General features: G+C 72.1%; 13 protein-coding genes. 7 read left to right on the top strand and 6 right to left on the bottom strand.

Annotation, left to right across the window (positions count from 1 at the left end):
- The first annotated feature begins 540 nt into the window (after nucleotides 1-540).
- From E1284_RS03030 to rfbH, 6 genes are all read left to right on the top strand, one after another.
- Nucleotides 541-1,950, top strand: coding sequence for a formylglycine-generating enzyme family protein (locus E1284_RS03030; protein ID WP_131936787.1), 1,410 nt, complete (start codon nucleotides 541-543; stop codon nucleotides 1,948-1,950).
- Nucleotides 1,947-2,726 (top strand): phytanoyl-CoA dioxygenase family protein, encoded by a 780-nt coding sequence (locus E1284_RS03035; RefSeq protein ID WP_131936789.1) that lies wholly within the window; start codon nucleotides 1,947-1,949, stop codon nucleotides 2,724-2,726. Before E1284_RS03030 ends, E1284_RS03035 begins: the two co-directional genes overlap by 4 nt.
- Nucleotides 2,723-4,078, top strand: a complete 1,356-nt coding sequence (locus tag E1284_RS03040; protein WP_131936791.1) for a formylglycine-generating enzyme family protein — start codon at nucleotides 2,723-2,725, stop codon at nucleotides 4,076-4,078. The genes E1284_RS03035 and E1284_RS03040 overlap by 4 nt, the downstream gene beginning before the upstream one ends.
- Entirely contained in the window at nucleotides 4,078-5,370 is a 1,293-nt protein-coding gene (locus tag E1284_RS03045) for an MFS transporter (protein WP_131936793.1), read from the top strand. The genes E1284_RS03040 and E1284_RS03045 overlap by 1 nt, the downstream gene beginning before the upstream one ends.
- A 35-nt stretch (nucleotides 5,371-5,405) precedes the next feature.
- On the top strand, nucleotides 5,406-5,891 hold the full coding sequence (locus E1284_RS03050; protein WP_131936795.1) for a pyridoxamine 5'-phosphate oxidase family protein: 486 nt from the start codon (nucleotides 5,406-5,408) through the stop codon (nucleotides 5,889-5,891).
- 187 nt (nucleotides 5,892-6,078) lie between these two features.
- Nucleotides 6,079-7,383: a lipopolysaccharide biosynthesis protein RfbH gene (gene rfbH / locus E1284_RS03055; protein ID WP_131936797.1), complete on the top strand. Its 1,305-nt coding sequence runs from the start codon at nucleotides 6,079-6,081 to the stop codon at nucleotides 7,381-7,383.
- Between the two features lie 64 nt (nucleotides 7,384-7,447).
- On the opposite strand, the gene rfbB is transcribed toward rfbH, so the two are convergent.
- Nucleotides 7,448-8,440, bottom strand: a complete 993-nt coding sequence (gene rfbB / locus E1284_RS03060) for a dTDP-glucose 4,6-dehydratase (RefSeq protein ID WP_131936799.1) — start codon at nucleotides 8,438-8,440, stop codon at nucleotides 7,448-7,450.
- Nucleotides 8,441-8,614: 174 nt separating this feature from the next.
- On the opposite strand from rfbB, the gene E1284_RS03065 reads away from it, so the two are divergent.
- On the top strand, nucleotides 8,615-9,649 hold the full coding sequence (locus tag E1284_RS03065; RefSeq protein WP_207923526.1) for a nucleotide disphospho-sugar-binding domain-containing protein: 1,035 nt from the start codon (nucleotides 8,615-8,617) through the stop codon (nucleotides 9,647-9,649).
- Between the two features lie 59 nt (nucleotides 9,650-9,708).
- Here E1284_RS03065 and E1284_RS03070 read toward each other — a convergent pair whose 3' ends face one another.
- From E1284_RS03070 to E1284_RS03090, 5 genes are read right to left on the bottom strand one after another with little or no spacing between them, the layout of a single operon-like run.
- Entirely contained in the window at nucleotides 9,709-10,689 is a 981-nt protein-coding gene (locus E1284_RS03070) for a Gfo/Idh/MocA family protein (RefSeq protein WP_131936801.1), read from the bottom strand.
- Nucleotides 10,690-10,702: 13 nt separating this feature from the next.
- Nucleotides 10,703-11,308 (bottom strand): dTDP-4-dehydrorhamnose 3,5-epimerase family protein, encoded by a 606-nt coding sequence (locus E1284_RS03075; protein ID WP_131936803.1) that lies wholly within the window; start codon nucleotides 11,306-11,308, stop codon nucleotides 10,703-10,705.
- A gap of 25 nt (nucleotides 11,309-11,333) precedes the next feature.
- A complete protein-coding gene (locus E1284_RS03080) occupies nucleotides 11,334-12,443 on the bottom strand; it encodes a DegT/DnrJ/EryC1/StrS family aminotransferase (RefSeq protein ID WP_131936805.1) in 1,110 nt (369 codons plus the stop codon).
- Complete coding sequence (locus tag E1284_RS03085; protein WP_131936807.1) at nucleotides 12,440-13,165, bottom strand: class I SAM-dependent methyltransferase; 726 nt, start codon at nucleotides 13,163-13,165, stop codon at nucleotides 12,440-12,442. Before E1284_RS03085 ends, E1284_RS03080 begins: the two co-directional genes overlap by 4 nt.
- Nucleotides 13,152-14,171, bottom strand: a complete 1,020-nt coding sequence (locus E1284_RS03090) for an SDR family oxidoreductase (protein ID WP_131936809.1) — start codon at nucleotides 14,169-14,171, stop codon at nucleotides 13,152-13,154. Before E1284_RS03090 ends, E1284_RS03085 begins: the two co-directional genes overlap by 14 nt.
- Nucleotides 14,172-14,187 lie beyond the last annotated feature (16 nt).

Here is a 14,187-nt window from a genome sequence, read left to right on the forward strand (position 1 = left end):
CAGGCCCCCCATGTGGCGTCTGGGCTCCTCCCTCCCCCGATGCGGGTTTCCGGCGTTCGTCGTTGACAGTCGGTCGGTTGGACGTCGTGGCGTCCCTGGGGTGCTCACGCCCTTCTCTTCCGAGTAGCGTCCTCGCGGGGTGCCGCGTGTCCTGGTGGGGCCGGTTCTGAGTGCTCTGGGCCTTCCTGTGATCGTCTTGCCCGTCGGCAGACCAACCGCGCGGTGGTGAGCGCTTTCCGTTCATCTTTACCGGGGCCCGTGTTCGTCGTAAAGCGTGGGTGTCTCCCGTGAAGTTCCGCAATCCAGAAGGCGCGCCCCTGGGTCGGGCGGATGAGGATGGGATATCCGTCCCGACGCTTAGGGGAGGGGGTGTGATCTATGAAGGCCGTCCGTAAGTGGAACGCGCTGCGCGCCGCGCGCGCAGGTGCCGTCCGTCCGGCTGGCAGGCACTTCAAGTGGACTGCCTGATAGTGATCGACGCGTGGGCCTGTGGAGGGCATTGCGCCCTTCACAGGTCCACGCCGAGGCGAGGTGAACTGAATGCACCGCTGGAGTGTCGAGCGTTTCCATTGTGATGCAGAGGCCCTGGGGAACCTGGCGGATCGATTCTTCGCCGCCGAATTATGGGAGAAGCCGCGTGACCCGCTGACGGACGCCGAGCACGCCGAGATACACCGGTCGATCGGAGAACTCCGGCACCCCCGCGCGATCGAGGAGATCTGCGCGCTGGCGGCGACCCATCCCAACGCGGGGGTCAGGCGGACGATCCTGGAGGCGGTCGAGCCGTTTCTGGCCACCCATCCCGCGGCCCGCGAACTCGTCGTCTGGCTGCTCGGCGACGACGAGGACTTCGTCTGCTTCGCCGCCGCGCGGGCGGCCGGGCGCAACCGGATCGGGGAAGCCTTCGAAGAACTGGAGCACATCACCGGCCCGGCCGACAGCGCGCTGTTCCGGAGCATCAAGCCGGTCGGCATCGGCGCGGCCGTCGTCGGCAGGGCCATGGCGGAGATCCTGGGGGCCCCTGACCGCGCGGCCAGGCTGGAACCCGAGCGGGACTACGCCCGTACCGGACGGCTGCCCCGGGAGGCCCGGCTCGGCGAGTTCTGGGACTACGACCCGGAGAACCTGCCGCGTCCGGTCCCTGAGGGCATGGTGCTCATCCCGGGGTCCGACTTCATCGTCGGCATCGGCATGGACGACATCGTTCATCCCCTCTATGACGTCGATGACGCCGTGCCGAGGCGGACCCGCCATCTCCCCGATTTCCTGATCGACCGGTACCCGGTGACCAACCGCGAGTACGACGAGTGGGCCGAAAGCCCGGCGGCGGCCGAACACCTGCTGTGCCACCCCGATGAGATCCCGGACAAGGACCATCGGCGCGGGCTGGCCGCGGACCCCCGGTTCGGTCCCGACCACCCCGCCGTCGGCGTCGACTGGTACGACGCGTACGCCTTCCTGGCCCACCACGGCAAGCGCCTGCCGACGGAACTGGAATGGGAGAAAGCCGCCCGCGGCGAGAACGGCGGGCATTACCCGTGGGGTGACGAGTTCGACCCCGACGCGGTGCGGTGGTTCGGTGCGGTCTTCGGTACTCCGGGCAGCCTGGAGGAGTGGCGGGATACGCTCTGCACCTTCGACGACACCACTCCCGAGGTCACCACGGTCCCGGTCGGTTCCCATCCCGGGAACGTCAGCTGCTACGGGGTCGCCGACATGGTCGGAAACTGCTGGGAATGGACGGACACCAACTACTTCACCCGTGAGCGAATGGTGCCGATGATCTCGGGCAGGCCCCGTCCGGAATGGGCCACGGCAGAGGAGTCCGCCGTCGTCATCCGGGGCGGGGCGTGGACCTCGATGGCGGAGGAGCTGACGACGTTCTTCCGGGGCAAGGACCTGTTCACCGACCGGCACAACGAGATCGGGTTCCGAGGGGTGATCCGATGAACGTCCCGCAGCGCCTGCCGAGGTTCACGTTCACCGGGGCGGTCACGGACGAGCAGCGCGCCTTCTACGAACGCCACGGGTTCCTGGTCTACGGCGGCGTGCTGGACCCGGACGACGTGCGGGTCGTCAAGGCCGACGCCGAACGCCTGGAGGCCCGGACGCTCGCCGGCGACATCCCCGCCCAGCACCGCGACAGAGTCCTGGACCCGTCCTACGACGAGAACGGGAAGGCGAGCCTGCACCGGCTGCCCTACTTCACCCTCTACTCCCCGCGGACCCGGGAACTGGTGGAACGGCGGGGCCTGGACGCGCTCGGTCCCGGGCTGCTGGGCAGGCCGGCATGGCGGTTCGAGGACTCGATCGACGGCGCCGTGTGGCAGATGAAACGGCGGAAACGCTCCTCCTACAACGCGCTGGACTGGCACCTCGACTTCCCGCACGACCACCCGGTCGCCCCGTTGGTGAACGTGGGGATCTACCTGGACGCGGCCACCAAGCAGAACGGCTGCCTCGTCGTCGCCCCCGGCTCGCACCGATTCCCGGCGCGCCGCCTGGAGCCCCTCGGCCTGCCGGTCGTGGTCGATGCGGGAGACGTCGTCTGCCACACCAACAACATCTTCCATCACTCCGGCCCGGTGCTGGACGGGACCAGCCGGGCGACGCTGTACCTGTACTACGCGGCGGGCCGGAGGCCGGCGGCCGGGACGACCTACACCCACCGGGCCGGCGAGGACTTCGCGGATCTGTTCATCGAGACGGAGGCGGGCACGCCATGACCGGCACGACGAACGCGCATCCGGGGCACGAGATCCCGGTCGAGGTCCTGCGCATGGCCTACTGGGCCGAGGGACCGGCCGCGGTGCGGGACACCCTGCTCGATGACTACCTGGGCCGGCTGGAACTGCTGACCGACCCGGGGCTGCGCGATGAATGCCTGGCGGTCGGCCTGCTGCACGCCGTCCCCGAGGTGCGCCGGCGGGCGCAGGCGGCGGCGGCCCGGCTCAGCCCGGAACTGTCGGCCGAGGCGACCGGCTGGACGCTGGGCGACCCCGACGAGACCGTGCGGGCGGCCGCCCTGGCCGCCGCGGCCGGCGCGCCGGCCCTGCGGGCCCTGCTGGACTCGTTCGGCAGGTCGCCGGAGCTCGTCGCCTCGGGCCTGGACGGCTGCGTGACGGTGGCCGACGCGCACGCCCTGGCCGCGGCGCGCAGGCTCCTCGCCGACACCGGACTGGCCGGCGCGGTGCTGGCCGACCTGCCCGTCCCGCTGTCCGCCGACCGGATGCCCAGCAGGCTCTCCGTGAGCGGGATGCGGCATGTACCGGCCGGACGGCTGATCCGGGGCCTCCACCCCGACCAGCGGCCGACCTGGGGGACCCCCGCCGCTCCCGCGGTGGCGGAGACCGCCGTGGCGGGGTTCTACCTGGACGTCCACCCGGTCACCAACGACGACTACGACGCCTTTGCCGCCGACGTCGGCGAGCACGGCCATCTGTGGTGCCACCCCGACGAGCCGAGGGACGCCGACCACACCCGGTCCACCGCGGACGACCCGCGCTGCGCGGGAGACCACCCCGCCACCGGGGTCGGCTGGTACGACGCGGTGGCCTACGCCGCCTGGTGCGGCAAGCGGCTGCCCACCGAGGACGAATGGGAACGGGCAGCGCGCGGCGACGACCACCGCCGCTACCCGTGGGGCGAGGAGTTCCACGCCGACCGGGTGCACGGCCTGCACGCGGTGGCCGCGGGCGACGGCGGCGACATGGACCGCGCGGAGTGGCTGCGGCGGCTCCAGGATCTGCGGGCCGACACGCTGCCCGCGCTGACCGCACCGGTGGGTCGCCGTCCGGGCGACGAATCCCCGTTCGGCGTGCGCGACATGTGCGGCAACGTCTGGGAATGGACCTCCACCCGGTTCCTCGACGGCCTGCCGCTCGAGCCGCGCTTCGGGACCATGGAGCCCGGCGACCTGTGGGGCGAGTGGTCGGCCGAGGTCTGCGTCCGCGGCGGGGCGTGGAGCTCGCCGCCCGCGCTGCTCACCGCCGTCGGCAGGGCCGGCAGGCCGCTGGTCGCCAGGAGCCCGGAGATCGGTTTCCGCTGCGCGGTGAGCGAGGCCGAGGTCACCGGCTGATGGCCGGCGGGCGGTCGCGCCGCGGGTGGCTTCCCGCCGCGTACGCGCGCTGCCTCGCCGACCGCGAGTTCCGCCGGATGCAGCCCGGCTTCCTGATCTCCTTCCTCGGCGACGGAATGAGCATGGTCGGCGTGGCCTGGCTGGCCCTTCAGCTGGCCGGGCCGGGCGACCGGGCGGCCGTGGTCGGGATGGCCGTCGCGGCCTACAGCCTCCCCGCGGCGGTGGGGTCGTTCTCGCTGGGACGCTGGCTGAGCTCGCGGAGCAGCAGGGCCCTGATCCTTCTGGACTCGCTGCTGCGCGCGGGCGTGTTCACGGTCATCCCCGTGCTGCACTGGCTGCGGCTGCTGGACGTCGCGGTCTTCATCGCGCTGCTCGCGGTGTCGTCGCTGCTGCACGCCTGGGGAATCGCCGGCCGGCAGACCTTCGTCGCCGAGACCCTGCCGCGGTCGGACCGGCTGGCCGGGCACTCGCTGGTGGGCGGCCAGGAGCAGCTGTCCTTCATCGCCGGACCGCCGCTGGCCGGGCTGGTGGCCTCCGCGTCCGGGCCGGCGACGGTCCTGGCCTTCGACGCGGCCAGCTACCTGTACCTCGCCCTCATGGCGGCGCGGCTGCGCGGCGAGGGGACGGCCGGCCGCCGGCCGCCGATCCCGCTGCGGCGGACCGGGCGGACCCTCGTCCGCCATCCCGGTCTCCTCGGCCTGCTGGTGCTGAGCTTCGTGTTCAACCTGCTCTACGGGCCGATCGAGGTGGCCGTCCCGGTGTTCGTGGCCGAACGGCTCGGCGGACAGCCCGCCCTGCTGGGCTGGATCTGGGGCGCCTTCGGCGTCGGAGCGGTCATCGGCGCGCTGGTCACCGGGACGCTGCGGCAGCTGCCGCTCTGGCCGACCGCGCTGGCCATCGTCGCCGGCTGGGGGCTGGCGATGTACGCGCTCGCCGGGTTCGGGACGCTGACCGCCGCGATCGCGGGCTTCGGCTTCGGCGGGCTGGTCTACGCCCCGTACGGCCCGGTGTCGATCACCTTGCTGCAGCGGAAGGCGCCGGTCGACGAACTCGTGAGCCTCAGCGCGTTCCGCAGCGCGGTCCTGGTGACGGCGAGTCCGCTGGGCGCGGGGCTGGGCGGGCTGCTGGTCACCGGGCTCGGCCCGGTGGACGCGATCCGGCTCTCCGGCCTGGCGACGGTGGGGCTCGCGGTCCTCGGCGCGGCGTTCGTCCTGCTCGTCCGGCTGAGCCGCCGCGCCGACGGCCTCCAGGGCCCGGCGGTGCCCGGCAGGCGGTACGTCGACCAGCCCTGACACCAGCTGTCCCGACCCCATGACGAGGAGCGGTGATGATCCTAGGACAGGACGAGATGCGAAGCCGGATCGAGCATGAGCACGTGGTCCGGCTGGCCACGATCGACGAACTCGGGCGCGCCCACGTGGTGCCGGTCATCTTCGCGGTCGACGGCGACGTCTTCTACTCGCCGACGGACCGGCCGTCGGAGGTGCGGCCGCGCCCGGCCAAGCGGCTGAGCCATCTGGAGCACGACCCGCGGGTCACGGTCCTGGCCGACTTCTACGACGACGACTGGCTGAAGGCGTGGTGGGTGCGGCTGCGCGGCACCGGCCGGGTGGTCGGTGGAGGCCCCGAGCGCACGCGTGCGGCCGGCCTGCTGGACCGCAAGTACCGGCAGTTCGCCGGTGCCGCGTACCTGGAGGACGGCGGCCCGGTGCTGGCCGTCGACATCGAGGACTGGACCGGCTGGGCGTACACCGACCGACCCGCGGCGGCCCGCGGACGGCGGCCGTGGCGCGGCCGGCGGCGGCCCCGGTGACCGGGGCGGATGCCCGAGGACGCGGCCGGGCGGCCGGGGGCGGCCTCGCCGGCGGCACGAGGGCACTGCGAGCCGGGCTCCACCGGGGGCTCCTAAGTTCGGTCCTACGACGAGACCGGAGGTGCCAGGTGCCCACTCCCCATGAGACGGCGGCCGTGCCGATCGGCAGCCGGGCCGGGACGTGACCATGACCGACCACAAGGCACTGGCACTGGAAGAGGCGCGCAAGTACCACCGGCAGACCGGGGCCGACCAGGCCTTCGTTCCCGGGGAGACCGAGATCTGGCCGTCCGGCGCCGTCCTGGACGAGGACGACCGGGCCGCCCTGGTCGAGGCCGCGCTCGACATGCGGATCGCGACGGCGCGCAGCGCGCAGAAGTTCGAGTCGGCCTTCGCGCGCGCCATGCGGCGGCGCAAGGCGCTGCTGTGCAACTCGGGGTCGTCGGCCAACCTGCTGGCGATGTCGGCGCTGACCTCACCGCTGCTCCAGGACCGCCGGCTGCGGCCCGGCGACGAGGTGATCACGGTGGCCGCGGGATTCCCCACCACGGTGAACCCGATCTTGCAGAACGGCCTGGTGCCGGTCTTCGTCGACATCGAGCTGCCGACGTACAACACGACCGTCGAGCGGGTGGCCGCGGCCATCGGGCCGCGCACCCGGGCGGTCATGATCGCGCACGCGCTGGGCAATCCGTTCCAGGCGACCGAGATCGCGCAGCTGGCCGCCGAGCACGAGCTGTTCCTCATCGAGGACAACTGCGACGCCGTGGGCACGATGTACGACGGCAGGCTCACCGGCACCTTCGGCGACCTCGCCACGGTCAGCTTCTATCCCGCGCACCACCTGACCATGGGCGAGGCCGGCTGCGTGCTGACCTCCAGGCTCTCGCTCGCCAGGATCGTGGAGTCGCTGCGGGACTGGGGACGCGACTGCTGGTGCGCGCCGGGCGAGAGCAACAAGTGCCTGAAGCGGTTCGACTACCAGATGGGCACGCTCCCGGCCGGATACGACCACAAGTACATCTTCTCGCACGTCGGCTACAACCTGAAGACGACCGACCTCCAGGCCGCCCTCGGCCTCAGCCAGCTCGCCAAGCTGGCGGAGTTCGGCGCCCGCCGGCGGCGGAACTGGCGGCGGTTGCGCGAGGGGCTGGAGGGCCTGCCGCACCTGGTCCTGCCCGAGCCGACGCCGCGCAGCGACCCGAGCTGGTTCGGGTTCGTGCTCACGGTGAGCCCGGAGGCCCCGTTCAGCCGGGCCGAACTGGTCGCCTTCCTGGAGGACCGCAAGATCGGGACGCGGCGCCTCTTCGCCGGGAACCTCACCCGCCATCCGGCCTACATCGGAACCCGGCACCGGGTGGCCGGGGACCTGGCCAACAGCGAGCTCGTCACGGAGCAGACGTTCTGGGTCGGCGTCTACCCGGCGATCACCGACGAGATGATCGACTACGTCATCGCGTCGATCAGGGAGTTCGTGCAGCGGGCGCGCTGACCGGCGTGCGGCTGGACCCGCGGCCGGACGCGCCCGCGCGGCCCCCCGCGCGGGGCGTCCGCCGCTACGCCGGCAGCGCCGCGGTGTCGTACCGCGCGAAGTCCTCGGCCCACCAGTCGCGATTGCGGTCGTACCAGGACACGACCTCGGCGAGGCCCTGCTCGAAGGGCACCCGCGGGGTGTAGCCCAGCTCGCGGCGGGCCCTGCCGTCGTCGAGGGAGTAGCGGCGGTCATGCCCCTTCCGGTCGGTGACGAAGCGCACCGCATCCCAGTCGGCGCCGCACTGCTCCAGGAGCAGGGCGGTGAGCTCCCGGTTGGTGAGCTCGACGCCGCCGCCGAGATGGTAGATCTCGCCCTCGCGCCCCTTCTCCAAGGCCAGCTGGACCCCCCGGCAGTGGTCGGCGACGTGCAGCCATTCGCGCACGTTGCGGCCGTCGCCGTAGAGCGGGACCTGCCGTCCACTGAGCAGGCTGGTGACGAAGCGCGGGATCACCTTCTCGATGTGCTGGTACGGCCCGTAGTTGTTCGAGCAGCGAGTGATCACGACCGGCAGCCGGTGGGAGCGGTGGTAGGCGCGGGCGAGCAGGTCGGCCGACGCCTTCGAGGCCGCGTAGGGGGAGTTCGGGAGCAGCGGGTCGTCCTCGGTCCACGACCCCTCGGCGACGGTGCCGTAGACCTCGTCGGTCGAGATCTGCACGATCCGTTCGATGCCCCGCTGCAGGCAGCACTCCAGGAGGCGGTGGGTGCCGAGGACGTTGGTGATGGTGAACGGCGAGGCGTTGAGCAGCGACCGGTCCACATGGCTCTCGGCCGCGAAGTGGACGACCGCGTCGTGGCCGGGCAGCAGATCGAACAGCAGGTCGCTGTCGCAGATGTCCTCCTTGACGAAGGTGAGCCGCCGGTCGTCGAGCGGAAGGTTGGCCGCACTGCCCGCGTAGGTGAGCTTGTCGAGGACGGTGATCGTGGCGTCCTCATAGCCCGGATAGAGGCCGCCGAGGACGCTGCGCACGTAATGCGAGCCGACGAATCCGGCTCCGCCGGTGACGAGAATTCTCATGGACCACAGCGTTGTCGAGAACGGCGGATCCCCGGTGGAGCCCTGCTGGAAGGGGCTGGGAGACCTGTGCACCAGCCGCCCTCAACCGCGGTACGAGGCGGGTTCGGAACACTTCAGGTCGAGCACTCGGCCCGGTCATCACCTCCGCCGTCCAACGGAAGCAGGCGAATCGCCATGAGATTCTTGTTCACCGCCGGTGGCAGCGCAGCGGTCGTCTTCGGCATGGCCCCTCTCGCGACGGCGGCGCGGAACGCGGGACACGACGTCCTGATGACCGCCGAAGAGCCGCTGGTGGACACCGCGGCGGCCATCGGGATCCCCGCGGTCGCCACGCCCCCTCCGGGGATGACCGCCGCCCGGCTGGACGCGCTGCTGGACCTGGCGGAGGACTGGCCGGCCGATGTGGTCGTCGGCGGCCTGTCCTATGTCCCGGGGCTGGTCGCCGCCCATCTCAAGGTCCCCTACGTGCGGTCCTACTGGGGCATCTCCCCGTTGCGGGCCGAGGAGGGGCTGCCGGCCCTGCTGGCACGCATGGGCCTGGCCGGGCCGCCGGAGCACGACATGTTCATCGACGTCTGCCCGCCGTGCCTGCGGCCGTCGCCCGCCGCCGGGGCGCAGCCGATGCGCTGGATCCCGCGCAATCGCCAGGTCCGCCTCGAACCCTGGATGTACACCCGCCCCGAGGGCCGCCGCCGCGTCCTGATCACCTCGGGCTCGCGCATCCCGCTGCTCCGTACCGCGGGCGGCTCCCTGCGGCAGCTGGTGGACCGGCTGACCCGGGAGGGGGCCGAGGTGATCATCGCGGCACCCGACGGGGGCGCCGCGGAGTTCGGCGCCGGGCCGGGCGACGTCCGCATCGGCTGGATGCCGCTGGACGTGGTGGCCCCCACCTGCGATCTGGTCGTGCATCACGGCGGCGCGGCCACCGCGATGACCTTCATGAACGCCGGCGTCCCGCAGCTGATCACGCCCGAGGTCGGCTACGCGAAGGTCGTCGGTCGGGACATCGCCGGCTTCGGCGGCGCCCTGGTCGTCCTGCCGCGGGAGGAGCCCGGCCGGGACCCGGCCGAGGTGATCGCCGCGGGCTGCCGGGAGATCCTCACCACCCCCCGGTACGCCGAGCGGGCCCGGGTCCTCGCCGAGGAGATCGCCGCGCTGCCGACCCCCGACGAGGTCGTCCGCACGCTGGAGGCCCTCGCGAGGGCCTAGGCCGCGGAGCCCGCCGACGGGCGCACCGCCTGCTCCCGAACCGCGCCGGCGGCCGGGATTCAGGCGGTGGCTCCCCTCGCGCTCGAACGCACCATGTCGACCAGCCGGGTCTGGTGGACGATCGCCTCCGCCTGGGCCGCGTAGTCCGCGCCCCGCAGGATCGAGCGGGCGAAGGACTCGGCGATGTTCTTGAACTGGTGGTCTGCCGGGAGGGTCAGCTCCTCCGTCCGGTCCTGGGACTCGATGCGGACCACGGGCCGCCGGCTCGGCGGCGGGGTGAAGGCCCGCTCCAGCGTGAGCCGGGCGCGATCGCCCCACAGCGAGTAGCAGGACCGGTAGGAGTGCTCGAAGCCGAAGGACAGCTCGACGGTGACGCCCGACGGGGTGCACAGCAGGGCGTGGCCGGCCAGGTCGACGCCCCGGGCCGGGTCGGTCCGCAGCACCGAGCCGACGACGTCCAGCTCGGCGCCGAGGAAATGGGAGGCCGCGCGGATCGGGTAGACGCCCACGTCCAGCAGGGCGCCGCCGCCCAGCTCGGGCCGGTAGCGCCAGTCGGCCGCGTCCAGCGGCGGGATGCCGAAGCTCGCGCTGAACACGCGGAGCTCGCCGATCCGGCCGTCCGCGATGAGCTTGCGCACCGTCTCGTGCTGGCTGTGATGGAGGAACATGTAGTTCTCCATCAGCAGCAGCCCGGCCTTCCTGGCCTGGTCCACGAGGCCGAGGGCGGTGGCGTGGTCACCGGTGAGCGGCTTCTCCGCGAGGACGTGCTTGCCGGCCGACAGGGCGCGGCTCGCCCAGTCCGCGTGCAGGCCGGTCGGCAGCGGGATGTACACCGCGTCGACGTCCGGCCGGTCCAGCAGTTCCCCGTACCCGCCGGCCGCGCCGCAGCCGAAGCGCCCGGCGACCTCGCGCGCCTTGGCCGGGTCGCGGCTCGCGACCGCCGTCAGCTCGATGCCCTCGGCCTCTTTCATCGCCGGCAGGACCCGGCGGAGCGCGATGCTCGCGCAGCCCAGGACTCCCATGCGGATCGCGGATGGCATGCGGTGCGTCCTTTCAGCCGAGCTGCTCGACCAGGCGCCGCTCGATGTCCCGGCACCGGTGGTAGTCCGGCAGCAGGCCCGCCGCGGCCGCCTCGGCCAGCCGCGGGGCGGCCTGGTCCCGTTCGGACGTGATCGGCTCGTCGGGGATCGGCAGCCCCAACTCCGCGTCGAAGGCGGACACGGCCTTCTCGTATTCGGCCGCGTAGGGCTCGGTGAGCATGTACGACATCACGGTGTCGTCGGCGAGGGAGACGAAGGCATGGCCGACGCCGACCGGGAAATAGACCGCGCGGAACTCCCGCGGGTTCACCAGGACCGAGTCCCACTTGCCGAAGGTCGGTGAGCCCACCCTGATGTCGACGACGATGTCGATCGCCTCGCCGGCCGCGCAGTAGACGTACTTCGCCGTGCCGGGAGGAGTGACCGTGTAGTGGACTCCCCTGACCACACCCCGCCGGGACCTGCTGTGATTGGTCTGCGCGACAGGGGGGAACGGGCCGCCGCGGGCCTGGGCGAACGCGTGTCTCTGGTACGGGGATACGAACAGCCCGCGATGGTCGGGGAACACATCGGGAGTGAAGACGAGTGCGCCCTCGACCGCAAGCTCCGCCACCTTCACCTGGATCTCCTTGCATTCGGGACGCTCACAGCGTGCTGAGGACTTCGCAGAGCGCGTTGATCGTCTTCTCCTGAAGCTCGATCGAGAGCGCGGGATACATGGGCAGCGAGAAGATCTGGCCCGCCAGTTCCTCAGTGACCGGAAGCGAGCCGTTCCGGTAGCCCAGATGCGAGAAGCCCGTCATGGTGTGCACGGGCCAGGGGTAGCTGATGTTGAGCTCGATGTCGTAGCCGCGCAGCCGTTCGAGGATGTCGTCGCGGCGCGGATGCCGGACGACGTAGACGTAGTACACGTGCTCATTGCCCTCGACCACCTGCGGGAGCTTCAGGCCGGTGTCCCGCAGACCCTCCGCGTACCGCCGCGCCACGTCGCGCCGGCCGGCGATGTACGCGTCGAGGCGGCCGAGCTTGCGGCGCAGGATCTCCGCGTACAACTCGTCGAGGCGGCTGTTGTGCCCCGGCGTCTCGACGACGTAGTAGCGGTCCTCCATGCCGTAGTACCGCAGCCTCCGCAGCTTCCGCGCCACCTCGCCGCTCGCGGTGATCACCGCGCCGCCGTCACCGTAGGCCCCCAGGACCTTGGTCGGGTAGAAGGAGAACGCCGCGGCGTCGCCCATCGTGCCGGCCGGCATGCCGTGGTGGCGCGCCCCGTGCGCCTGGGCGCAGTCCTCGAGGATCACCAGGTCGTGCTCGTCCGCGAGGGCCCGCAAGGGCCGCATGTCGACGCACTGCCCGTACAGGTGGACCGGCAGCAGGCAGCGCGTCCGGTCGGTGATGGCCGCCTCCACCTGCGCGGTGTCCATCAGGTGGTCCTCCGCGCGCACGTCGACGAAGACCGGCCGGGCGCCGACCGCGTCGATCGCGACGACCGTCGGCGCGGCCGTGTTCGACACGGTGATCACCTCGTCCCCGGGGCCGATGCCCAGCGCCTGCAGGCCGAGCTTGATCGCGTTCGTGCCGTTGTCCACCCCGACGCAGTGCGCGATGCCGTGGTAGGCGGCGAACTCCTCCTCGAAGCCGCGCACGCTCGGGCCCAGCACGAGCCGTCCGGAGCCGAACACCGTCCGCACCGCGTCGAGGATGTCGTGGTGCTCCTTCTCGTATTCGGCCAGGTAATCCCATACTCGAATGGTCACGATCGCTCCTTGGCCGCCACACCGACGAAGATCCCGCGGCCGCCCTGGACGCCCTCGACGTACTCGGCCTCAAGACCGGCCTCAGCGAAGGCGGATTCGTACTGAGCGCGAGTGAACAGCCTGTGCTCGTACGTCTCCGAGAAATGCCGCACCCCGGTCCGCGCGTCGGCGACCAGGAAATGCACGTCCATGGTCGAGGCGTCCCCGGAGCGCACCGTGTGCGACATCCTCGCGATGGACCGCGTCCCGGACTTGACGACGTCATCGGAGACGTATCCGTCGATGAACTTCTCCAGGAACCACCAGGGCTCGACCACGACCACTCCCCCGTCGGCGAGATGGCGCGCGAAGCATTCCAGCGTTCCGCGCAGTTCGCCGACGCTCCGGGTATGGCCGATCGCCCCGAAGAGGCAGACGACGGCGTCGAACCGGCGGCCGAGGTCGAAGGACCGCATGTCGCCCTGGTGCAGCGGCACGTCCGGCAGCTTGGCCCGTGCCGCGGCGAGCATGTCCTCGGACAGTTCGACCCCCTCGACCCGATCGACGAACTCGGCGAAGTGCACGAGGTGCCCGCCGGCCCCGCATCCGACGTCGAGCAGGGAGCCCGCTCCCGGCCGCCGGCCGCGGATCACTTCGGTGAGGAACTCGGTCTCCGCCCGGTAGTCCTTGCCCCGGGCGCTGTTGAGGTCGTCGTGGATTTCGGCAACGTCACGTCCGTACACTGGGCTCCCTCCCTGGAGCTCCGCCCTGGTCGAGCAAGGCGGCCACGGTGCGGTCCACGGCGTCTCGCAGCCGCGTACGCGCACTCCATCCCGAAGCGCGCCGGAAGGGTCCGGGGTCGATCGCCACGCTCAGGAAGTCGATGATCGGCGCGTCGGCGCGCGGCGGTACCGACAGCACCGGCACCGCCGGCCTCCCGGTGTGCGCGGCTACCGACTCCGCCACGGTCCGGAAGACCGCCCCCAGCGCGTCGCGGCGGCCGGTGCCCACCAGCCAGTGGCGTCCGGCGAGGGCGTCCGGACGCCGCAGCGCGGCCACGAACGCCTCGGCCGCGTCCTCGACGTACACCAGGTCGCGTTCGACCGTGCCGTCGTGCCACATGGTCAGCGGCTCGGCGGCCAGCGCCCGGCGGACCATCAGGGACACCACGCCCTGATCGGGGACGGGCGACAGCCGGCTCTGCCCGAAGACGGTCGGCAGCCGCAGGCTCACCCCGCGCAGCACGCCCTCCACCGTGGCGGCCTTCAGGACCCGCTCCGCGGTGAGCTTCTGCCGGTCGTAGGCGGTCTCGGGGCGGTCGGGCTCGCCGCCGTCCAGCGGGTGCTCCGGCGGGAGGCCGACCTGGGAGGTCGTGGCGGCGAACACGACCAGCGGAGGCGCCCCCGCCGCAGGCCGCCGCCGGAGGGCCTCCACGAGGTCGCGCATCACCCCGACGTTGACCCGCTCGCTGTCCGGGTGCCGCTCGGCGTCGCGCCAACCGCCGCTGTGCTTGGCCAGGTGGAGGACCGCGTCCGCGTCCGACACCGCGTCGCCGAGACACGCGGTGTCGGTGAGATCCGCGGTCCGCACCTCGACGTCGGCGCCGGCCCGCTCCGGGACCGGGCTGCGCCGGCGGGCCACCGCGCGCAGCCGGACCGGCAGGTCCGCGAGAAGCGCCGTGAGGACGGACCCCAGGTATCCGGACGCCCCGAGCACGCACACCACCGGCCTGCCTCCGCTCCTGGTCACCGGACCGTTCCCGCCG

The organism is Actinomadura bangladeshensis, assembly GCF_004348335.1.
GTDB classification, from domain to species: Bacteria; Actinomycetota; Actinomycetes; order Streptosporangiales; family Streptosporangiaceae; genus Spirillospora; species Spirillospora bangladeshensis.